21 protein-coding genes and 3 tRNA genes are annotated in these 20981 nt (G+C 41.7%); 4 read left to right on the forward strand and 20 right to left on the reverse strand.

Annotation, left to right across the window (positions count from 1 at the left end):
* Positions 1-146 precede the first annotated feature (146 nt).
* The 3 genes from J6836_RS22770 (at position 147) to J6836_RS11930 (ending at position 2150) form a co-directional block, all read left to right on the forward strand.
* On the forward strand, positions 147-269 hold the full coding sequence (locus J6836_RS22770) for a hypothetical protein (protein ID WP_255586220.1): 123 nt from the start codon (positions 147-149) through the stop codon (positions 267-269).
* 225 nt (positions 270-494) lie between these two features.
* Complete coding sequence (gene gpmA / locus J6836_RS11925; RefSeq protein ID WP_206085318.1) at positions 495-1247, forward strand: 2,3-diphosphoglycerate-dependent phosphoglycerate mutase; 753 nt, start codon at positions 495-497, stop codon at positions 1245-1247.
* Positions 1248-1409: 162 nt separating this feature from the next.
* Positions 1410-2150 carry a hypothetical protein gene (locus J6836_RS11930; RefSeq protein ID WP_219244284.1) on the forward strand — a complete coding sequence of 247 codons (741 nt, stop codon included), beginning with the start codon at positions 1410-1412 and terminating at the stop codon, positions 2148-2150.
* Between the two features lie 179 nt (positions 2151-2329).
* Here the strand turns inward: J6836_RS11930 and J6836_RS11935 are convergent, their stop codons facing one another.
* The 4 genes from J6836_RS11935 to nadA all read right to left on the reverse strand — a co-directional run bounded on the left by J6836_RS11935 (position 2330) and on the right by nadA (position 6740).
* Positions 2330-3301, reverse strand: a complete 972-nt coding sequence (locus J6836_RS11935; RefSeq protein WP_219244285.1) for a hypothetical protein — start codon at positions 3299-3301, stop codon at positions 2330-2332.
* A 209-nt stretch (positions 3302-3510) separates the two neighbouring features.
* Positions 3511-4566 (reverse strand): 3-deoxy-7-phosphoheptulonate synthase AroG, encoded by a 1056-nt coding sequence (gene aroG / locus J6836_RS11940; protein ID WP_219244286.1) that lies wholly within the window; start codon positions 4564-4566, stop codon positions 3511-3513.
* 342 nt (positions 4567-4908) lie between these two features.
* Positions 4909-5631 carry a nicotinamide riboside transporter PnuC gene (gene pnuC / locus J6836_RS11945; protein WP_219244287.1) on the reverse strand — a complete coding sequence of 241 codons (723 nt, stop codon included), beginning with the start codon at positions 5629-5631 and terminating at the stop codon, positions 4909-4911.
* 68 nt (positions 5632-5699) lie between these two features.
* Entirely contained in the window at positions 5700-6740 is a 1041-nt protein-coding gene (gene nadA, locus J6836_RS11950; RefSeq protein ID WP_219244288.1) for a quinolinate synthase NadA, read from the reverse strand.
* Positions 6741-6991: 251 nt separating this feature from the next.
* Between nadA and J6836_RS11955 the strand changes: the two genes are divergently transcribed.
* Positions 6992-7861, forward strand: a complete 870-nt coding sequence (locus J6836_RS11955; RefSeq protein WP_219244289.1) for an aminoglycoside 6-adenylyltransferase — start codon at positions 6992-6994, stop codon at positions 7859-7861.
* A 662-nt stretch (positions 7862-8523) separates the two neighbouring features.
* On the opposite strand, the gene J6836_RS11960 is transcribed toward J6836_RS11955, so the two are convergent.
* The 16 genes from J6836_RS11960 to sucC form a co-directional block, all read right to left on the reverse strand.
* Positions 8524-8599 (reverse strand) — tRNA-Lys (locus J6836_RS11960).
* A 135-nt stretch (positions 8600-8734) separates the two neighbouring features.
* A tRNA-Lys gene (locus J6836_RS11965) sits at positions 8735-8810 on the reverse strand.
* 139 nt (positions 8811-8949) lie between these two features.
* A tRNA-Lys gene (locus tag J6836_RS11970) sits at positions 8950-9025 on the reverse strand.
* A 286-nt stretch (positions 9026-9311) separates the two neighbouring features.
* Entirely contained in the window at positions 9312-10097 is a 786-nt protein-coding gene (cpoB, locus tag J6836_RS11975; RefSeq protein ID WP_219244290.1) for a cell division protein CpoB, read from the reverse strand.
* Between the two features lie 22 nt (positions 10098-10119).
* Positions 10120-10617, reverse strand: coding sequence for a peptidoglycan-associated lipoprotein Pal (pal, locus tag J6836_RS11980; RefSeq protein WP_047756402.1), 498 nt, complete (start codon positions 10615-10617; stop codon positions 10120-10122).
* A gap of 44 nt (positions 10618-10661) precedes the next feature.
* Positions 10662-11954, reverse strand: coding sequence for a Tol-Pal system beta propeller repeat protein TolB (gene tolB, locus J6836_RS11985; RefSeq protein WP_219244291.1), 1293 nt, complete (start codon positions 11952-11954; stop codon positions 10662-10664).
* Between the two features lie 146 nt (positions 11955-12100).
* Positions 12101-13219 (reverse strand): cell envelope integrity protein TolA, encoded by a 1119-nt coding sequence (gene tolA / locus J6836_RS11990; protein ID WP_219244292.1) that lies wholly within the window; start codon positions 13217-13219, stop codon positions 12101-12103.
* A 51-nt stretch (positions 13220-13270) separates the two neighbouring features.
* Positions 13271-13693, reverse strand: a complete 423-nt coding sequence (gene tolR, locus J6836_RS11995; protein ID WP_219244293.1) for a colicin uptake protein TolR — start codon at positions 13691-13693, stop codon at positions 13271-13273.
* Between the two features lie 17 nt (positions 13694-13710).
* Positions 13711-14394, reverse strand: coding sequence for a Tol-Pal system protein TolQ (tolQ, locus tag J6836_RS12000; protein WP_206085308.1), 684 nt, complete (start codon positions 14392-14394; stop codon positions 13711-13713).
* Positions 14391-14795 (reverse strand): tol-pal system-associated acyl-CoA thioesterase, encoded by a 405-nt coding sequence (gene ybgC, locus J6836_RS12005; protein ID WP_219244294.1) that lies wholly within the window; start codon positions 14793-14795, stop codon positions 14391-14393. Before ybgC ends, tolQ begins: the two co-directional genes overlap by 4 nt.
* Positions 14796-14920: 125 nt before the next feature.
* A complete protein-coding gene (gene ybgE / locus J6836_RS12010; RefSeq protein WP_219244295.1) occupies positions 14921-15208 on the reverse strand; it encodes a cyd operon protein YbgE in 288 nt (95 codons plus the stop codon).
* A 5-nt stretch (positions 15209-15213) separates the two neighbouring features.
* On the reverse strand, positions 15214-15327 hold the full coding sequence (cydX, locus tag J6836_RS12015) for a cytochrome bd-I oxidase subunit CydX (RefSeq protein ID WP_004909083.1): 114 nt from the start codon (positions 15325-15327) through the stop codon (positions 15214-15216).
* 11 nt (positions 15328-15338) lie between these two features.
* Positions 15339-16478, reverse strand: a complete 1140-nt coding sequence (gene cydB, locus J6836_RS12020; RefSeq protein WP_219244296.1) for a cytochrome d ubiquinol oxidase subunit II — start codon at positions 16476-16478, stop codon at positions 15339-15341.
* 13 nt (positions 16479-16491) lie between these two features.
* Positions 16492-18060, reverse strand: coding sequence for a cytochrome ubiquinol oxidase subunit I (gene cydA, locus J6836_RS12025; protein WP_206085304.1), 1569 nt, complete (start codon positions 18058-18060; stop codon positions 16492-16494).
* Between the two features lie 861 nt (positions 18061-18921).
* Positions 18922-19794, reverse strand: coding sequence for a succinate--CoA ligase subunit alpha (sucD, locus tag J6836_RS12030; protein WP_219244297.1), 873 nt, complete (start codon positions 19792-19794; stop codon positions 18922-18924).
* A complete protein-coding gene (gene sucC / locus J6836_RS12035) occupies positions 19794-20960 on the reverse strand; it encodes an ADP-forming succinate--CoA ligase subunit beta (RefSeq protein WP_206085302.1) in 1167 nt (388 codons plus the stop codon). Before sucC ends, sucD begins: the two co-directional genes overlap by 1 nt.
* Positions 20961-20981: the final 21 nt, after the last annotated feature.

Genomic DNA, 20981 nt, shown 5'->3' on the forward strand with positions numbered 1-20981 from the left:
TCATTTCAATTATTTTGGCAATAAGCTTTGAATATGTATGGAAGCAATAATGATGCCATTGAACTGGTCACTTATTAAGCACATCATGCTAATTTCAGCACTTTAGCAAGCCACTAACCTTACATCATTGAAAATTTTTCCTAAACATGACACCCAATTTAAGCTGGCAAAAACGGCAATTCTTAGTCATTCGTAAAATCAGTGGGTTGCTGACCACTTTCTTTAAACAGCGAGGTGCTTTGCTTGATATCAGTCATGAGAATGTGTAAACAGTGATTTTATCGCTTGCTGTATCGATTCAATTCGAGTTAAATTTAGTGTATCGAAAAAGTTTATCAACCTAGAAAACAAATCACACTCAGGGTGTAAAATTTGTTTTTCACATCGATAGGGAGAAAACGCAAGTTGCCACTAGCGTTCAAGTTGACTATCCCTATAATGTAGGTCAGCAACAATTCATTTCTAATTAGAATGTACTGATAGGAGTTTTAGCTATGGCTGTAACTAAACTGGTTTTAGTAAGACACGGTGAAAGTGAGTGGAACAAAGAAAACCGCTTCACAGGTTGGACGGATGTTGAGTTATCGGATAAAGGCCGCGAAGAAGCAAAAGTTGCGGGCCAATTACTGAAAGATGAAGGCTTTGTCTTTGATTTTGCATACACTTCTGTTCTAAAACGTGCTATTCACACCCTGTGGAACATTCTTGATCAAGTTGAACAGCAATGGCTGCCAGTTGAAAAAAGCTGGAAACTGAATGAGCGCCACTACGGTGCCCTGCAAGGCTTAGATAAATCAGAAACTGCGGCAAAATACGGTGACGAGCAAGTTAAATTGTGGCGTCGTGGTTTCGCAATCACCCCACCAGATCTGACTAAAGATGATGAGCGTTACCCAGGTCACGACCCACGCTATGCAAAATTGTCAGAAAGCGAATTACCTGTGACTGAAAGCTTAGCAACCACTATTGACCGTGTTGTTCCTTATTGGGAAGAAGTGATTAAACCACGTGTTGCAAGCGGTGAGAAAGTCATCATTGCTGCACACGGTAACTCACTGCGTGCGCTAGTGAAATACTTGGATAACATGGGCGAAGATGAAATTCTGAACCTGAATATCCCAACTGCGGTACCGATGGTTTATGAATTCGATGAGAACATGAAACCAATCAAACGTTACTACTTAGGTAACCAAGACGAAATCGCGGCAAAACAAGCGGCGGTAGCGAACCAAGGTAAAGCGAAGTAAGTATTCACTCTATTTTGCCGATAAGGGGTTAAGCGAAAGCTTAGCCCTTTTTTTATCACTATTTTTCTGTTTTTGCTTAAAAAAGCTTAACTCAAGGTGTAAGTATTTAGGATAACCAACTATTATAGGGAAAATTTTTTGAAAGGTTGATAAAACAGCGAAATGAATAAATTTAATATCTATGTCTGGGTTGGCCTTGTACTCAGCGCCAGTATTTTGGGTTCGCTTCTGTATATGATCAATGCAGGAGAATTGGTTATTGATGGCTCAAATGGCGCGGCTAATCATGAACTCATGAAAACCCTAATGATCATTGCTTGTGTCAGCTTCCCAATTCAAATTGTGAGCATGATGGTGCTGGCCTATAAGCCTAAACTTTCTATAGCTTTAGCAATTATCAGTAGCGTTGCATTGATGCCAATTACCATTGTATTTGCTATGGGAATGATTTTTTCGGCTACTCGCTGGCGTTATCGCCAATTAGAGCCGTTTGATACTAGCCTCAATATCGGTTTTACACAAAAAATTGAATTTAATAAACGCAATAACCGCATTGTCGTGATTTCCCTTGGTATTATCAGTATTGCCTTTATTTTACTGAGCCAAAGTTTAGGCATGTTTTTGTTTGTCCTAACCATTTTCCTTGGTTACTTTGGTAAAAAAGCCGGTGATAACCTCTATTTAGCCGTTAAAGATGCCCAGTTTTATATTCGCCCAAATATTTTTGCGCATTGCTACCGCATTCCACTAAAAGATGTCACTTATGTGAAAGGTGAGAAAGGGAAAGTGTTCTTTGACGTTCAGACGCCTGAAAGTGTTTTGCAATTAACGGCAACTCCCGCAAATGCGACTCCAGAAGAGAAAGAGAAGCTTGAGGCTTTTCTAAACCATATTCCAAAATAATTTTGCTAATAACCCCGACCAGTCACTAAACTGATCGGGGTGAAATAATTACCGAATTATGCCACCTATTTTTGTTGATTTAAAAATAGCACTTCAGAACTAACCTATTTTATTTTTATCAGTCTGAAGAATTGGATGTATGTGTATGCTTTCAATTTTAAACCCAATCTGATACCAGACTAGTTAGCTTCCGGCATGACTAATGTGTATCGAGATTGTATAAGCCCGACTTTATTTGCTGCACTCATTATAGAATCGGTATCCCAAATCTTAAAGTTTGCGATTGACACCGTTAATTGCCCTGAAATATCATTTTGGGTTAATTCAAAGATGCCATAATCAATGTGCAAATCATCTTTCCTAACCCCTAACTTCTCAAAATAAACTTCTATTTTTTTATTTTCTTCAAGAAGATATCCTTTATTCTCTCTAAAAGATTCAATCCATAGATTCGCATCGTTAATTTCGTAATCTTTCAATATTCCACTTTTTATATCACCCTCTATTTTTGATATACACTCATCAATCCTTTCCATTTCATCTTCATTATATTTGAAGGCACTAATATAATCATGGCTAACCCATATATCAGTCATGCCATTTTTAATATAGAAATCTATACTATTGTATAAAATATTTAGTGTTTCATTAATGCTATAGATTTTACTCTTTACGTTTACTCCTTGTTTATCTACAGATTCAATTATTTCAACAATACTAGGATCTAATTCTCTGAATCTATTACGTTCTCGCCAAGTCACTGTAGGTGGGTATTTTAAAGAGTCTCTCAATTCATTAAAATTATCTACAATATATGATTCAATTACTGAAGTATTTCCTGAGGAATTATGATAAGAATCAACTTGAAGTGATAAATCCTTTAATTTCTCCATATCATTTTTTACATTGTGTAAGAAAACATTTAATTTACTTTGATACTTTAAAATAAAAACCAAAGTTTCATAAGAAATCATTGCATCATCATGGAGAGAGTGTTCGGTCAAATTAAGAATATCACTATTTGACTTTTCAATTTCCCTTACATAAACCCCATATAGATTAATTAAATCAGTCAAATCCTCTTTAAGTTTTAATGTGTTATCTAAAATACCTATCTTATAATTAGTACGCATATTTACATTATGTATCATATTAAATTCCTTTTAATATTACATCACCTTTTTTCAAAAATAAAAATACCGCACTAAAAAGATAATAACAAATTTACTTTTCACATATTTAATCACGATAAAATAAATAGTAATTATAATTAAGTTAACTAAGAAGTTTAATTTATAGATAAAAGAACAATAAAAAACCCATCCATAAATGAATAGGTTTTTTTATTTTAGAAAATAGCTTATTTATTGCGACGAGCAATCACTGCATCGGATAATTGGCGTAATACTTTTTCAGTATCTGCCCAGCCAATGCACGCATCAGTGACACTTTTACCGTACACTAATGGTTCGCCTGATTCTAAGTTTTGGTTACCTTCAACCAAGTTACTTTCAATCATAATACCCGTAATTGAGCGGTCACCATTGCTAATTTGTTCGCTAACATCTGTCGCCACTTCCATCTGTTTTTCGAATTTTTTACAGCTGTTGGCATGGCTAAAATCAATCATAATGCTTGGCACTAAGCCTGCTTTCTCTAAACCTTCACGCACTTCTTTCACGTGTTTCGCACTGTAATTTGGTTCCTTACCACCACGTAAGATAATATGGCAATCAGGGTTACCGCCTGTGTTGACGATGGCAGAATGCCCCCATTTAGTCACAGACAAGAAACAGTGAGCAGAACGCGCAGAGTTAATCGCATCAATGGCAATTTTAATCGTACCATCTGTCCCATTTTTAAAACCTACAGGACAAGACAGTCCTGAAGCGAGCTCACGGTGAATTTGTGACTCAGTGGTACGGGCGCCAATTGCCCCCCAACTCATTAAGTCCGCAACATATTGTGGGCTAATCACATCCAAAAACTCACCCGCTGTTGGTAAGCCTTGGTTATTAATCGTTAATAACAATTCACGAGCAATACGTAAACCTTCATTGATATCAAAGCTATGATCCATACGAGGGTCATTAATTAAGCCTTTCCAACCAACAGTTGTACGTGGCTTTTCAAAATAGACTCGCATGACGATTTCTAACGAATCTTTTAACTCTTCACGTAGCGGAGCTAAACGTTCTGCATATTCAAGGGCGGCTTTGGTGTCATGAATCGAGCATGGGCCAATCACCACTACAAGGCGGTCATCTTTACCCGCTAAAATATTATGAATAGCAAGGCGTGCTTCATGAACGGTAAACGCAGCTTTATCGGTTGCTGGAAATTTTTCAAGCAGAGCAATAGGGGGTAATAATTCTTTTATTTGTTTTATTCTGACGTCATCGTTCTGATAGTTCATACCTGTATATCCAATGTTTATTATTTTTTACTGTTGTTGATTTGCATACCTTTTTTATCTCAAGTTAGCGCACAAAAATCACCTGTGAGTTCCCTCACTGCACTTAAAAAATGAATTGATAACTGAGGCATCGAATTTTTAATCTAACCGTTCAGCGAACATCTGTAAACAGCCAAACGCACGCAGAAACAAAGGATTTATTCACGGCTGATTATAAAATGAGGTGAAATAGAGATATTCAGCACAATAAATAGGCTAAATTCACATTTTGCAGTGTTAAAAATAAGTAAAACGGCTAAATAACGAGGATGTTACTTTAGCCGTTTTCTGTTTTTTTTCAATCTATGGGCGAGACAAAGGCGCTGAGCCATTCTCTTTTGCTGATTTTATCCAAAGTCGGGAGCCGTTTAAGGCGATACCCAGCAAAATGAGATATTCCAACGACATTGCATATACCCCTTGGATAAAGAAAATCACAATGCTTATCACATTGATGATCACCCAAAGCAGCCAGTTTTCAACGTATTTGCGCGTCATTAAAATCATCGCAACCACAGAAAGGATAGTCATGGCGGAATCCCAGAATGGGAATGCATCAGGCTCTATAGTTGGCATCGCTAAATTGGTACCAAACAGATTCAACATTTCAACAGCCCAAGTCGCAAGAACGCCAAATACCGCATCAATGTTAAAAGTAAGATAGAGTACCGCTAATACGGAAATGACTAGCGTGACAGAGGCTTTCGGTAAACTTAACCAGCGAATTTTTAATTCCGCTTGTTGAGAGCTGGTCACACGGCTCCATGCATACCAACCATAGATATTAGCAACAAAGAAAAATATCTGTAAAAGTAAGTTCGCATACAATTGAATCTGAAAGAAAATAACAGCAAACAGAGAAACGTTGATTAAACCAAACAGATAATTAATCGTTTTTTCTAAGCTTGCCAATAAAATGCAAAGCAAACCCGCGATTGTCCCTACGGCCTCAATATACGATAAATCATACACTGAACCCCAAAGCGGGATCTGCACTAATGTATTGGCTGTACTAAAGAAATCCATCCCGAAACCCTTTTAAATGTTAGTCAATATTGTATTGCTCAGTACTTCATTTAATAACACGGTTATTTTTATTTTAGACTCTGTGCAAAATCTAGCATTTTATTTAGTGGTAATAACGCTTTTTTACGTAAATCATCACTGACATGAATTTGATGATTCTGAGAATTCCCTTCTAATGCCTCTGCAATCGCTTTTAAGCCGTTCATCGCCATCCAAGGGCAATGGGCACAAGTTCGACATGTCGCACCTTCCCCTGCTGTTGGTGCAATATATAAGGCCTTTTCTGGACACGCTTGCTGCATTTTATAGAAAATACCTTTATCCGTTGCCACTATCATGGATGGATTAGGCAAACTCTGCGCTGCTTTAATTAATTGGCTTGTGGAACCCACGGCATCGGCAAGCTCGACAATGGCTTGAGGGGATTCAGGATGAACCAACACTGCAGCCTCAGGGTAAAGTGCTTTCATTTTTTCTAAAGACTGCGTTTTAAACTCATCATGCACAATACATGCCCCTTCCCAACACAAAATATCTGCGCCAGTTTGTTGCTGTACATAGCGCCCAAGATGGCGATCAGGGGCCCAAATAATTTTCTCACCAAGGCTATCAAGGTGCTCGATTAATTCAACGGCAATGCTGGATGTGACGACCCAATCAGCTCGTGCTTTTACTGCCGCGGATGTATTGGCATACACCACAACCGTTCTATCTGGATGCTTATCGCAAAAACGAATAAATTCGTCTTCTGGACAACCGAGGTCAAGAGAGCATTGTGCGTCCAATGTTGGCATCAGGACGTTTTTTTCTGGGCTAAGTATTTTGGCCGTTTCGCCCATAAATTTCACCCCAGCAACGACCAATGTTGATGCTGAATGTTTGGCACCAAAACGCGCCATTTCGAGTGAGTCTGCGACGCACCCTCCAGTTTCTTCTGCCAGCGCTTGAATTTCAGGGTCGGTATAGTAATGTGCAACCATAACGGCATTTTTTTCAATCAGCAGTGATTTAATCTGCGCACGATAAAACGCTTTTTCATCCGAGCTTAATATCGCAGGTTTTGGTGGAAATGGGTAAACTGACTGTTCAAAATCGATAAACACGCTCATCTCTTGCCTCTGTTTAGCATAAAGCGATTTTTTGGCTTAAATTAAGTTTATAATCGCAAAATAAAGCAACTTTTGTTTTATATACTAAACAAGATACTCCACTTTGCTTAATAAGTCTTCACCCATTTTACTTATTGAGCCGTATTTTCAGACATTCTTTTCGCTTTACTACTCTTTTTACGCTTGAAACTTCGCTTTTGCGACACTTTATCGGTATCTTAGCGCTTCCTGTTATATTGAATAGGTCAGTTATGGAATCACCTGCATCGTTAATAAATAAAATAATTTCTATTTCACTACTCGACCCGAGAATTGAAGCCGTGGTATTAACCGGTTCACGTGGTCGTGAGCAAGATATCGACAGTTATTCTGATATTGATATTGAATTAATCGGTCCTGGCGTCACCGAACTCTTCCAACAAAAGCATTGGATTGATAACTTTGGAACCCCCTTAGCTGCGCTTCATTTACTTAACTTAGAAGATGATGCGCCAGATTGGCCCACTTGTTTGGTAATTTATGAAGAAGGTCGCAAAGTGGATTTCACTTTTGCGGAGCCTGAACGTCTAGAAAAAATGGAACGAGAAGGGCTAGACGCCACATTCTCACGGGGCTTTGCTGTTTTATTAGATAAAACAGGGATCACCGATGGTCTGCCAGAGGATGCCAATTCAACATCGCTGCTACCTACACCTTTAAGCACTTCTGAATTTGCCGAGATTGTTACCGATTTTTGGCATGAGGCCCATCAAGTAGCGATTGCATTAACCCGCAATGAATTATGGGTAGCATGGTCACGAAGCGCAGATATGAAGCAGTATTTTCTGACGCTTATTGAAAGTCTTATTTCCCTTCAAGGTGGCCATGTTTGGTATAAAGGCCGCAAATACCATGAGTGGATGCCGTTAAAGTATGTTCAAGCGTTAGAAACCATTTTCAATTGTAGCACAGCGGAGAAAGCGGCGTTGTCATTGCGGTGTTTAATGCAGTGTTTTGCCGAAGTCAGTACCGATCTCGCTAACCTACAAGGTTATGACGATATGCACAATTTGGCTGAGAAAATGCAAGATTTAGCGGTTGGTTTTTTACAGGACAACGAGCTACTACCTGAAAGGTTGTAATTTTTGAATAATGAGCAGCAAGGGAATGCTGTTTTTTGAACCTGCAACCAGCTTGTCGAGGTTTTGCTAACCGACTGAGTTTTACTTGATTGGGTATTGAGATGGTGGGTCGTGCAGGATTTAAATTCTACGAATTTAGCCTTCGGCCTGAACCTGCAACCAGCTTGTCGAGGTTTTGCTAACCGACTGAGTTTTACTTGATTGAGTATTGAGATGGTGGGTCGTGCAGGATTTAAATTCTACGAATTTAGCCTTCGGCCTGAACCTGCAACCAGCTTGTCGAGGTTTTGCTAACCGACTGAGTTTTACTTGATTGAGTATTGAGATGGTGGGTCGTGCAGGATTTAAATTCTACGAATTTAGCCTTCGGCCTGAACCTGCAACCAGCTTGTCGAGGTTTTGCTAACCGACTGAGTTTTACTTGATTGAGTATTGAGATGGTGGGTCGTGCAGGATTTAAATTCTACGAATTTAGCCTTCGGCCTGAACCTGCAACCAGCTTGTCGAGGTTTTGCTAACCGACTGAGTTTTACTTGATTGGGTATTGAGATGGTGGGTCGTGCAGGATTTAAATTCTACGAATTTAGCCTTCGGCCTGAACCTGCAACCAGCTTGTCGAGGTTTTGCTAACCGACTGAGTTTTACTTGATTGAGTATTGAGATGGTGGGTCGTGCAGGATTCGAACCTGCGACCAATTGATTAAAAGTCAACTGCTCTACCGACTGAGCTAACGACCCATCTGGAAACGCTTGAATTGTATTTTGCAGGATTTACCCTGACGGGCTGAACCTGCAACCATCTTGTAAAACTCAATTTTTCTACCGACTGAACTAACGCCCCATCTGAGATTAACTGCATTTTACTATTTTAGATGGTGGGTCGTGCAGGATTCGAACCTGCGACCAATTGATTAAAAGTCAACTGCTCTACCGACTGAGCTAACGACCCATCTTAAAAACTTTTCTAACTAGTCACAGTCTCTTACCCTTCGGGTTGAACCTGCAACCATTTTGTAAAACTCAATCAATCTACCGACTGAGCTAACGACCTAGCTGAATTACTTCTTTTTACTACTTCAGGTTTTAGATGGTGGGTCGTGCAGGATTCGAACCTGCGACCAATTGATTAAAAGTCAACTGCTCTACCGACTGAGCTAACGACCCATCTTAAAAACTTTTCTAACTAGTCACAGTTTCTTACCCTTCGGGTTGAACCTGCAACCATCTTGTAAAACTCAATCAATCTACCGACTGAGCTAACGACCCATCTAAAACTAAATTTCTTGCTGTTTTGCGAGATTTTCGGTTAACCGTATTCTCGTATCAACGGCGGCTTATATTACTGATTTCTGACGAGGGTGCAATGATTTTTTTGCAAAAAAAGATTGAATGCACACTTATCATACTGATAACCCCGAAATATTCGGTAATATCGCTTCGGGGCTAGATATTAAAGTGCACTTAGCTTTTTTTCAGCTAATTTAGAGCCCGCACTGTTTGGATATTGTTTCAACACCTGTTGGTAAACAGCTTTCGCTTTATCTTTTTGTCCCTTGTCTTGCATGATCAGCCCAACTTTATATAAGGCTTCACTGCTTTTTTGGGATTTTGGATATTGCTTCACTACAGTGGCAAAGTAGAATGCAGCGTCGTCCTTGCTACCTTTATTGTAGTTTAACTGCCCCAACCAATAGTTGGCGTTAGATTGATATCCTGACTTAGGATAGGCTTTAATAAAACTTTGTAATGCACCGATAGCGTCATCAATTTGAGCTTTTGACTTGCTTTCCATTGCGAGCTTAACCGCAGCATTGTAATCATCTTTCTCATTGCCACCTGAGCTTGCTGCTGTAGCAGGTGCCTCTGGGGAAGATGATGTATTTGCTGAGCTTGTATCAGGCGCATCACCTGAGTTAGCTGAATTTCCGCCACCCGCATTGTCTAATTGCATGTACAAATCTTTTTGGCGTTCGATGACTTGATTCAATTTGTATTCACTTTCTTGAATCTGACCACGTAACATATCGATATCACGTTGGTTATCAGCGAGTTGCTGTTGAATTTGATACAGAATTTGACCTTGAGAAGATACCGCTGTCTCAAGTTGGGATAGACGGTCACCTGGAGAACCAGATCCGACATTGTTGATTGGCGCTTGGGCAATAGCGGCCCAAGGGGCCGCTACGCCAACCAATAACGACAGACCGACTAGTAAGTGTCTGAAGTTACTGTTCATAATAGATAATTTCGCTTATCTATTAGTATGCAATGACTGCACGACGGTTTTTCGCGTAGTCTGCTTCAGTATGACCTAACACAGCTGGTTTTTCTTTACCGTAAGAAACCAGTGAAACTTGGTCACCAGAAACACCTTTGCTTTGCAGGTACATTTTAACTGCATTAGCACGACGCTCGCCCAGTGCGATGTTGTATTCTGGAGTACCACGCTCATCCGCATGACCTTCAACAACAACACGTACAGATGGGTTGCTACGCAGGAATGCTGCATGTGCATCTAACATATCAGCGTATTCTGGAGATACGTTGTATTTGTCAAAGCCAAAGTAAACAGTGTTGTTTTGTTGCAGCTGTTCCATTTGCTGACGTGCCAGCTCTTCCGCAGACAGACCAGTGTTAGTTTGGTTAGTAGAAGTATCTACGCCATCTTGGTCATTGTTTTTGTTAGAGCTACAAGCTGCGACTGCCATGATTGGTAACGCGATCATCAGCCCTTTAAGCACTTTATTCAGTTGCATCGTTTTGATCCTTAATATTTTTTGCCACACATTATTATTATGCATCACAGATACGGCGACCAGGCAGGAAATTTGACCTGTCCATCAGTCGCCGGAAGACGCGCTTTGAAACGCCCGTCGGTCGAAACTAGCTGCAATATAGTCCCCAAGCCTTGAGAGGAGCTATAAATTACCATAGTGCCGTTAGGTGCGATACTCGGCGTTTCATCTAGGAACGTTTTCGTTAAAAACTCAACGTTGTTCGTTGCCAGATCTTGTTTGGCGACATGTTGCTGACCGCCGCCGGAGCTGACCATCACTAAGAAAGTACCATCCGGGCTAACGTCAGCGTCCTGATTTTGTGATCCTTCCCAAGATACACGTGTCGGACTGCCACCATTAATATTCATTTTATAAATCTGCGGGCGCCCCGCCTGATCTGAAGTATAGACTAAAGTTTGGCTATCTGGCATCCAGCTTGGCTCAGTATTATTACTGCGACCATCGGTTACCTGACGAATTTGCCCACTTGCTAAGTCCATAACATATAAATTCAGGCTGCCTGTTTTAGACAGTGCAAATGCCAATTTTGTCCCATCCGGAGAGAATGCAGGTGCCCCATTATGACGTGGGAAAGACGCAACCTGACGAACTGCTCCTGAAGACAATGTTTGAATGACAAGTGCTGAACTACCGCTTTCAAAAGTTACATACGCCAGTTTTTCACCATCTGGTGACCAAGCAGGCGACATTAGAGGTTCTGGTGAACGGTGAACCGTGAATTGGTTGAAACCGTCGTAATCAGAAACCCGTAATTCATATGGATACTGACCGCCTTTGTTAACAACAACATATGCAATACGTGTACGGAATGCACCACGAATGCCTGTCAGTTTTTCAAAGACTTCATCACTTGCAGTGTGCGCCGCATAGCGTAACCACTCTTTTGTGACTTTAAATTGGTTTTGAGATAATACAGCACCTGGGTTAGCGGCAACATCCACTAACTGATAGCTAACCACAAAGCTACCGTCTGCTGCTGGCTGTACTTGGCCCACAACCACCGCATTAATTCCTAATGCAGTCCATGCATCTGGAATCACTTCCGATGCAGTGCCTGGTTGTTGAGGCATACGGCTTGGCTCAATTGGGTTAAATTTCCCGCTATTACGTAAATCAGCGCCCACGATTTGGCCAACTTCTTGTGGCGGTGCGCCTGCACCAGACCATTTAAAAGGCACCACACCAATTGGTTGAGCTGAGTTTACACCTTCAGTGATCTCAATACGTATTTCAGCCTGAGCCACTGTCGCCCATAGCATTAGGAACCCTAAAACTACTTTAAAAGCCTGCTTCATTCTTATCTCCCTTACTGCGGATTATTCACCACCGCAATAATTCGCTGAATTTTAACAAAGGTATAATAACAAAACTAGATACTACGCAAACTATTTATGCTATTGCCCTAAACTTTTCAATACAGATAGCTCTGAGTTATTGAAAATCAAGGTTTAAACACAACAGTGCTACCTGCTTTATTAAATGTATCATAGACATCACGGCTAGGCGGTTTTGGCATCGTAGCAAGCTTTGCGGCTCGTATTGCCGCATCACAGAGCGCTGCGTCATTCGTTGGACTGTTTTTTGGCGTAATACTCACCAACAATCCATCGGGTGCAAGCTTCAATTGCAACTCACACGTCCGCCCACGATAAGTGTCCGAATCATAGAACTTACTTTGAATTGCCGCTTTCACTTTACCGGCATAGCTATCAACATCCGCATTAGAAGCACCCGATTTTTTACCGCCGCCACTTCCTGCAGCGGCTTCACCGCCTTTTTTACTCGGCCCCGATGCAGTTAAGTCACCCAGTAAGTCATCAACTGATGCGGCGTTTTTGGCTGCCTCTGCTTTGGCTTTAGCGGCTTTGGCTTTAGCTTCTTTGTCTGCTTTTTCTTTGGCTTCTTTGTCAGCTTTGGCTTTAGCTTCTTTATCGGCTTTTACTTTTGCCTCTTTTTCCGCTTTTTCTTTGGCTTCTTTTTCCGCTTTTTCTTTGGCTTCTTTTTCTGCTTTGGCTTTAGTGGCTTCAGCTTCTTTTTGCGCTTGAGCTTCGGCTTTCGCTTTTTCTGCCGCTTGCTCTTTAATTAATTTTTCTTTTTCTGCTTTTGCTTTCGCAGCCGCTTCTTCCGCTATTTTTTGCTCTTCCTTAGCTTTCTTCGCGGCGTCTAACGCTTTTTTCTGTTGTTCTTCAGCTTGCTTTTGCTGCTCAGCTGTATCACGTTCAGTTTTAATACGCTCTTCTTCCAGTTTTTGAAGGCGTTTTTGTTCCTTCTCTTGCTGTTCCCTTAGCTCGGCATCTTGCTTCTGTTCTTGCTCTTTGCGCTCTTTAGCCGCTTGTCTGGCCATGTTTTGTTGTTTTTGCATTTCTTCGTATTGCTCAACAACCACGCCAGGGTCGACCATCACCGCATCGATGACAGTCCCTTCTTCTCCGCCACCACCAAGTTTGACGACGGAAACTAAAGAGCCTATAACGATCAAACCAATCAATAGCACGTGCAGAACCACTGACATCACAAGTGACCGGTTTAAGTTATCTTTTTTCTCTTTTGTCTTTCCCACTCTGGTATCCAAAAAAAGATGTGTGACTTATTCAAACCACAACAACCCAGCCTAGATAGGCTGAGTCATCAAGCCGACAGATTTAATCCCTGCGCTGTGCAAAATGTTCAATGCCTTAATCACTTCTTCATAAGGCACTTCTTTTGCCCCCCCAATTAAGAAAATCGCTTTGGGATTTTTCTCTAATTGAGCTTTAGCTTCAGCCGCAATCTGTTCTGGTGGAAGCAATTCTAACACCTCGCCATCAAGGCGCATATTGTATTGCCCCACTCCCGATACTTCTAAAATAATCGGTGGGTTATCACTTGATGATACGGTCTGTGTATCTGTAGCATCCGGTAATTCAACTTCCACGCTTTGGGAAATAATGGGTGCAGTTGCCATAAAAATCAGCAAAAGTACCAGCAATACATCCAGCAATGGAACGATGTTAATTTCGGATTTCAGCTCACGTTTGCGACTAGTGCGCGCCATTCGCTTATCTCCCCGTATTATTTCTTATCAGCAGAGAAGGCTTGACGATGCAAGATGGCTAAAAATTCTTCCATAAAGTTATCGTAGCTTTGTTCTAACTTATTGACACGCTGGTTTAAGCGGTTATACGCCATAACCGCTGGAATTGCGGCAAACAGACCAATTGCTGTTGCGATCAAGGCTTCTGCAATCCCCGGCGCAACCATTTGCAGTGTCGCTTGTTTAACCGCACCTAATGCGATAAAGGCGTGCATGATCCCCCAAACCGTACCAAATAAACCAATATACGGGCTAATTGACCCGACAGTACCTAAGAATGGGATATGTGCCTCTACGGATTCTAATTCACGATTCATTGAAATACGCATTGCACGGGATGCCCCTGTAACCACGGCATCAGGCGCATGAATATTCGCTTGATGTAAACGAACAAACTCTTTAAAGCCCGAGTGGAAAATTTGTTCTGCGCCACTGAGTTCATCGCGACGCGCTTGGCTTTCTTTGTATAAGCGCGATAGCTCGATTCCTGACCAGAACTTATCCTCGAACGCCTCTGCTTCACGGCTAGCGGCATTTAAAATTTTGGTTCTTTGAATGATGATCGCCCATGATGCAATAGAAAAACCGATCAAAACGAACATAATAAGCTGAACCAATAGGCTCGCTTTTAGGAATAAATCCAGGATATTCATGTCAGTCACTGTTTAAACTCCGCGACAATAGACTTAGGAAGCGCTGTAGGCTTCATTTTTGATGTGTCCACACAAGCAATAAGGGCATTAGCCCCACAAAGCAGGTTACCTTGCGAATCAACTAACCTTTGATGAAAGGTTAATGAGGCGCGTTTCATTTCAACGATTTGCGTCTCAACTTCCAACATGTCATCCAACCGAGCGCCCTTCACAAAGTCAATCGTCATGCTGCGCACAACAAAGCCAAGGTTCTCAGTAAGCATACTTTGTTGGTTGATCCCTTTATTTCGCAACATTTCTGTTCTTGCCCGCTCAAAAAAAGCTAAATAGCGCGCGTGATAAACCACACCGCCCGCATCTGTATCTTCATAATACACGCGAACAGGCCAGCGAAACAACATATCAACCACTCCGTCTTAGGTTAAATTCATTAACGGTGCCACTATACGCAAGACAGTGTCAGTTTGGAATCACTTTGAAAGTAAAGATATCAAAAATAATTATGGGTCCATTGACCCACAATTAGCAATTAGAATTATCTAAAGACTTGAAAAAGTCCCCAAATAAGGATGATGGCTGCTGGCAATGGGTGAAATATTGCACGAAAGATAACTTTTTGCGGTTTAAACCCCACACCAAAAATCATCGCCGTACACGTTGCCCAAATTAATAATAGCCCTTGCCAAATTAGAAATGAACTGGTCTTGGCTGCAAATAGGCTCGGGTCCCACATGACAGCACCAGCTGTTACTAAAGCTAAGATAAGGATAAGGGCCCTTATCGGCCCCTTATCCAATAGCTGATAGGTTTTATCCACCAGCATATTACTTACTCACCATCTTTAGCGGCTTTAGAGTCTTCAGAGTGCTCTAACGCGAGTGCTGCAATCACAGCAAAACTACAAGCTAACAGCGTGCCGAGGATCCAGGCGAAATACCACATAGTTATGCTCCTTAATACAGTGAGTGCTTGTTGCCTTCGATGAAGTTTTTGTCCAGACGACCAAACATTTTGTAGTAACACCATGCGGTGTATGCCAGTACGATTGGAACAAAGATAATAGCAACCACGGTCATCACTTGCAGAGTAAACAGGCTAGAAGTCGCATCCCACATGGTCAAGCTTGCATTTGGCATGATGCTTGAAGGCATGATGAATGGGAACATTGCTACACCACAAGTTAAAATGATACAAGCGATGGTTAATGAAGAACTAACAAACGCCCAACCATTTTTGTCTGCTTTACTGAACAGCATAGTCAGTAATGGCAGTGCCAGACCCAGTGCAGGCAGAGCCCACAGGATTGGATAAGTGTTGAAGTTAGTCAACCAAGCTCCTGAAACCACTTCGACTGTTTTGTTTAGTGGGTTTGATACTGCATGGTGATCCAGTGTTGAGGTCACAACATAGCCATCAATTCCCATGACTAACCAAACGCCTGCGCCAGCAAAGGCTAACAGTGTGACTAATGCACAGATATACGTTGCTTTACGCACACGTAAATACAGTTCGCCCGTAGTACGCATTTGCAGATAAGTTGCACCTTGGGTAACAATCATCATTAAACCGACTACACCAGCTAACAGACCGTATGGGTTCAGCAGACCAAACAGGTTACCTGTATAAGTAAGATACTGCTGGTTATCAATTTGCAGTGGAACACCTAATAATAGGTTACCAAACGCAACACCGATAACTAATGGTGGAACGAAACCACCAATAAACAGACCCCAGTCCCACATGTTACGCCATTTTGGGTTCTCCAGTTTTGAACGGTAGTCGAAACCAACCGGACGGAAGAACAATGCAGCTAATACCAAAATCATGGCGATATAGAAACCAGAGAATGACGCAGCATAGACTTGTGGCCATGCAGCAAACATCGCACCACCCGCAGTGATTAACCAAACTTGGTTACCATCCCAGTGCGGTGCAACGGCGTTAATCATGATACGGCGTTCAGTATCTGTTTTACCTAAGATAGGTAATAGGAAGCCAACGCCCATGTCAAAGCCATCCGTGACAGCAAATCCAATCAGTAATACACCGATAAGGATCCACCACACAAACCGAAGAACTTCATAATCAAACATAAGTGGCTCCTATTTACTGAACGTCGTGTGCAGAAGTGTTTTTCTGTTCAAAGTGATAACGACCGGTTTTCAGGCTACTAGGCCCTTTACGAGCGAATTTGAACATTAAGAACATTTCAGCAATTAAGAACAGTGTGTACAGACCACAGATCAGTACCATAGAGAAGATCAGGTCATGAGTAGTCAAATTAGAGTGTGCAACCGAAACCGGTAACACTTCACCAATTGCCCATGGCTGACGACCATATTCTGCAACGAACCAACCTGCTTCAATTGCAATCCATGGTAATGGGATACCAATCAAGGCGATACGTAACAGCAGTTTGCTTTGACCAATACGGTTGCGAACGACTGACAGGAATGCCCAGCTGATGATTAACAGTAACAGGAAGCCGACACCAACCATGATGCGGAATGCCCAGAACAGTGGTCCAACGTTCGGAATACTGTCTTTAACTGCTTTTTGAATCTGTGCTTCTGTCGCATCAACCACGTTTGGTGCGTATTGTTTTAACAGAAGACCGTAACCCAGATCTTTTTTGCTTGCTTCGAATGCGGCACGCAAATCAGGATCTTTGTTACCTGCTAACAGCTCTTGTAACTGACCATATGCAACCATACCGTTACGAATACGAACTTCGTGCTGTTTCATCAGGTCTTTCAGACCTAATACAGGCGTATCGATAGAACGGGTTGCAATGATACCCATCGCCCAAGGAATTGAGATAGCAAATTTATTTTCTTGCTTCTCAGTATCCGGCCAAGCGATTAAGTTAAACGCAGCTGGTGGAGCATGGGTTTCCCACTCTGCTTCAACAGCAGCCAGTTTGGTTTTCTGAACGTCGCCCATTTCGTAACCTGATTCATCACCAAGAACGATAACAGACAGAACGGCAGCAATACCAAAGCTTGCAGCAATTGCAAAAGAACGTTTAGCAAAAGCAACATCACGACCTTTAAGCAGGTAGTAAGAGCTAATACCAAGGATAAACATTGCACCGGTACAATAACCCGCAGCAACTGTGTGGACGAACTTAACTTGCGCAACTGGGTTTAAGACTAGCTCAGAGAAGCTAACCATTTCCATACGCATTGTTTCGAAGTTGAAATCTGCAGCGATTGGGTTTTGCATCCAACCGTTTGCAACCAAGATCCACAAAGCAGAGAAGTTAGAACCTAAAGCAACTAACCATGTTACAGCCAGGTGTTGTTTTTTGCTTAAACGATCCCAACCAAAGAAGAATAAACCGACAAACGTTGATTCTAAGAAGAACGCCATCAGACCTTCGATTGCAAGAGGTGCACCGAAGATATCTCCAACGTAGTGCGCGTAGTAAGACCAGTTAGTCCCGAATTGGAACTCCATAGTCAGACCCGTTGCAACACCTAGGGCAAAGTTAATACCAAATAACTTACCCCAGAACTTAGTCATATCTTTATAAATTTGCTTGCCAGACAGCACATATACCGTTTCCATGATCGCAAGCAAAAACGCCATACCGAGCGTTAATGGTACGAACAGGAAGTGATACATCGCAGTTAAGGCAAACTGTAATCGTGACAGTTCGACAATATCAAACATCTTGACTCCTTGCTCCTAGCAGGAAGACACCGACTTGCGGCAACCCAGCTTCCAAATTATGTTTTTAGAAAGCCTCTTAACTACCAGCAAAAAATGCCTCAAAACAACAAATAATTAACAAAATTAAAAGAACGAACGTTACTATAATAATAGTACGCCTATCTTCACACACAATAAACTTCTTTTACGTGACTCAGATTTGAATTCTGAATTTACATCAATAATTATACCCTTTAATAGAAAACCGAGTATTTGATCGAGCACCAATTTAAGCAATTTAACAAAATAAAGCCAGCGCCAATGAGTTGATTTACGTCAATTTTTTTTGCCTTGTTAATTGTTCTGAGCTTCAGTCAATTAATGGTTATTTACTTGTTAATGTGCTGTTATTAGCATTGATGTAAATGTACTTAACTTTCCCAAAGATTAACAAATAAATATAATCTTTGTATTAAGGACTCCAAAAAAGAATATTTAATTTGTAATAGTATCTTATTTTAAAGTTATTATAAATTTTATTAATATACGAATCTAACTCAACTAAACCCCTATATTCGGATAATTGATTCTCCCTAAAAGTTATAAATTTGATGTGCCGCAATTTTGCTATTTTTTGCATAAAGTGCGAACACACTGCCATTTTTGCCAACCTACATACTTTGTTTACCCTCATAACCACTATGAGCGCGTTTTCTAGTGCATTTTTTTAAGTATAGACACTCTTTTTTAGAAAACCTTATAAGTGGTACAGAAATTATGTTAGGCCCCATAAATACAGCCCAACGCGAGGCATAAAAAAACCCGTGCTCAAATAAGCACGGGCTTTCGTCTCTTACGGTTGCTAGTTGTCTAGCGGATCATTTACTTGTTCAGCAATGATTTAACGGCATCACCGATGTCTGCAAGGCTACGAACGGTTTTAACGCCCGCCGCTTCTAATGCAGCAAATTTCTCATCAGCAGTACCTTTACCGCCAGCAATGATTGCACCAGCGTGGCCCATACGTTTGCCTTTCGGCGCAGTCACACCCGCGATGTAACCTACAACAGGTTTAGTCACGTGCTCTTTAATATACGCTGCTGCTTCTTCTTCTGCGTTACCACCGATTTCACCGATCATTACGATCGCTTCAGTTTGTGGGTCAGCTTGGAACATTTTCAGGATATCAATGAAGTTTGAACCTGGGATTGGGTCACCACCGATACCAACACAGGTAGATTGACCTAAACCTGCGTCTGTCGTTTGTTTAACCGCTTCATACGTCAGTGTACCTGAACGTGAAACGATACCAACTTTACCTGGTAAGTGAATATGGCCAGGTTGGATACCAATTTTACATTGACCCGGAGTGATAACACCTGGGCAGTTTGGACCAATCATGCGAACGCCAGCTTCATCTAATTTCACTTTAACAGTCAGCATATCCAGTGTTGGGATACCTTCAGTGATAGTGATGATCAGTTTAATGCCTGCATCGATAGCTTCTAAGATAGAATCTTTACAAAATGGCGCTGGAACGTAGATAACAGATGCGGTTGCGCCCGTTGCTTCAACGGCTTCACGCACTGTGTTAAATACTGGCAGACCTAGGTGAGTTGTGCCGCCTTTACCTGGAGTCACACCACCAACCATTTGTGTTCCATAAGCAATTGCTTGTTCTGAGTGGAATGTACCTTGACCACCTGTGAAACCTTGGCAAATGACTTTGGTGTTTTTATCGATTAAAATAGACATTATTTAGCCTCCGCTGCTGCTACTGCTTTTTTAGCTGCGTCAGTCAAGCTGTTTGCAGCGATAATGTTCAAGCCGCTGTCTGCCAGTTTCTTAGCACCTAACTCAGCATTGTTACCTTCTAAACGCACAACTACTGGTACATTTACGCCAACTTCTTCAACTGCACCAATGATGCCGTCTGCAATCAGGTCGCAACGAACGATACCACCAAAGATGTTAACGAAAACCGCTTTCACGTTTTCATCAGAAAGAATGATTTTAAATGCTTCAGTGACACGCTCTTTTGTCGCGCCGCCGCCAACGTCTAAGAAGTTAGCTGGTGCACCACCGTGCAGTTTAACGATGTCCATGGTACCCATTGCTAGGCCTGCACCGTTAACCATACAACCGATGTTGCCATCTAATGCAACGTAGTTCAGTTCCCACTGAGCCGCTTGTGCTTCACGCGCATCTTCTTGAGATTCGTCACGCAGTTCACGGATTTCAGGCTGACGATATAATGCGTTGCTGTCGATGCCTAATTTACCATCTAAGCATACTAAGTCGCCCGCAGTGCTGATAACCAGTGGGTTGATTTCAGCTAATGCTAAATCACGCTCAAGGAACAGTGTCGCCAGACCCATGAAGATTTTCGCAAATTGGCTAACTTGTTTACCTGTTAAGCCTAATTTGAACGCTAATTCACGGCCTTGGAAAGGCATTGGGCCAGTCAGTGGGTCGATAATTGCTTTGTGGATAAGTTCCGGTGTTTCTTCCGCAACTTTCTCGATTTCCACGCCACCTTCAGTTGATGCCATGAAAACAACGCGACGGGTGCTACGGTCTACAACCGCACCTAAATATAATTCTTTCGCAATGTCAGTCGCCGTTTCAACCAGAATTTGGTTAACAGGCTGGCCATTTGCGTCTGTTTGATAGGTAACTAAGTTTTTACCTAACCAATTTTCTGCGAAGGCTTTAACTTCGTTTATATCGCTAGTGACTTTAACGCCGCCAGCTTTACCACGTCCACCTGCGTGAACTTGGCATTTAATTACCCATGGGCCGTTGCCAATTTTTTTCGCAGCATCGACGGTTTCAGCGACTGATGAACAGGCATAACCTGTTGGTGCAGGCATCCCATAACGTGCAAACAACTGTTTTGCCTGGTACTCGTGTAAATTCATGATGTTCTATCCATAATTGAG

Origin of the sequence: Providencia sp. R33, from assembly GCF_019343475.1 — a bacterium.
In the GTDB taxonomy this organism is placed as follows: domain Bacteria; phylum Pseudomonadota; class Gammaproteobacteria; order Enterobacterales; family Enterobacteriaceae; genus Providencia.

Coding starts and splice junctions, on each gene's coding strand:
- J6836_RS22770 (WP_255586220.1), top strand. CDS start 147: ATGACACCCAATTTAAGCTGGCAAAAACGGCAATTCTTAGTCATTCGT.
- gpmA (WP_206085318.1), top strand. CDS start 495: ATGGCTGTAACTAAACTGGTTTTAGTAAGACACGGTGAAAGTGAGTGG.
- J6836_RS11930 (WP_219244284.1), top strand. CDS start 1,410: ATGAATAAATTTAATATCTATGTCTGGGTTGGCCTTGTACTCAGCGCC.
- J6836_RS11935 (WP_219244285.1), bottom strand. CDS start 3,301: ATGATACATAATGTAAATATGCGTACTAATTATAAGATAGGTATTTTA.
- aroG (WP_219244286.1), bottom strand. CDS start 4,566: ATGAACTATCAGAACGATGACGTCAGAATAAAACAAATAAAAGAATTA.
- pnuC (WP_219244287.1), bottom strand. CDS start 5,631: ATGGATTTCTTTAGTACAGCCAATACATTAGTGCAGATCCCGCTTTGG.
- nadA (WP_219244288.1), bottom strand. CDS start 6,740: ATGAGCGTGTTTATCGATTTTGAACAGTCAGTTTACCCATTTCCACCA.
- J6836_RS11955 (WP_219244289.1), top strand. CDS start 6,992: ATGGAATCACCTGCATCGTTAATAAATAAAATAATTTCTATTTCACTA.
- cpoB (WP_219244290.1), bottom strand. CDS start 10,097: ATGAACAGTAACTTCAGACACTTACTAGTCGGTCTGTCGTTATTGGTT.
- pal (WP_047756402.1), bottom strand. CDS start 10,617: ATGCAACTGAATAAAGTGCTTAAAGGGCTGATGATCGCGTTACCAATC.
- tolB (WP_219244291.1), bottom strand. CDS start 11,954: ATGAAGCAGGCTTTTAAAGTAGTTTTAGGGTTCCTAATGCTATGGGCG.
- tolR (WP_219244293.1), bottom strand. CDS start 13,693: ATGGCGCGCACTAGTCGCAAACGTGAGCTGAAATCCGAAATTAACATC.
- ybgE (WP_219244295.1), bottom strand. CDS start 15,208: ATGCTGGTGGATAAAACCTATCAGCTATTGGATAAGGGGCCGATAAGG.
- cydX (WP_004909083.1), bottom strand. CDS start 15,327: ATGTGGTATTTCGCCTGGATCCTCGGCACGCTGTTAGCTTGTAGTTTT.
- cydB (WP_219244296.1), bottom strand. CDS start 16,478: ATGTTTGATTATGAAGTTCTTCGGTTTGTGTGGTGGATCCTTATCGGT.
- cydA (WP_206085304.1), bottom strand. CDS start 18,060: ATGTTTGATATTGTCGAACTGTCACGATTACAGTTTGCCTTAACTGCG.
- sucD (WP_219244297.1), bottom strand. CDS start 19,794: ATGTCTATTTTAATCGATAAAAACACCAAAGTCATTTGCCAAGGTTTC.
- sucC (WP_206085302.1), bottom strand. CDS start 20,960: ATGAATTTACACGAGTACCAGGCAAAACAGTTGTTTGCACGTTATGGG.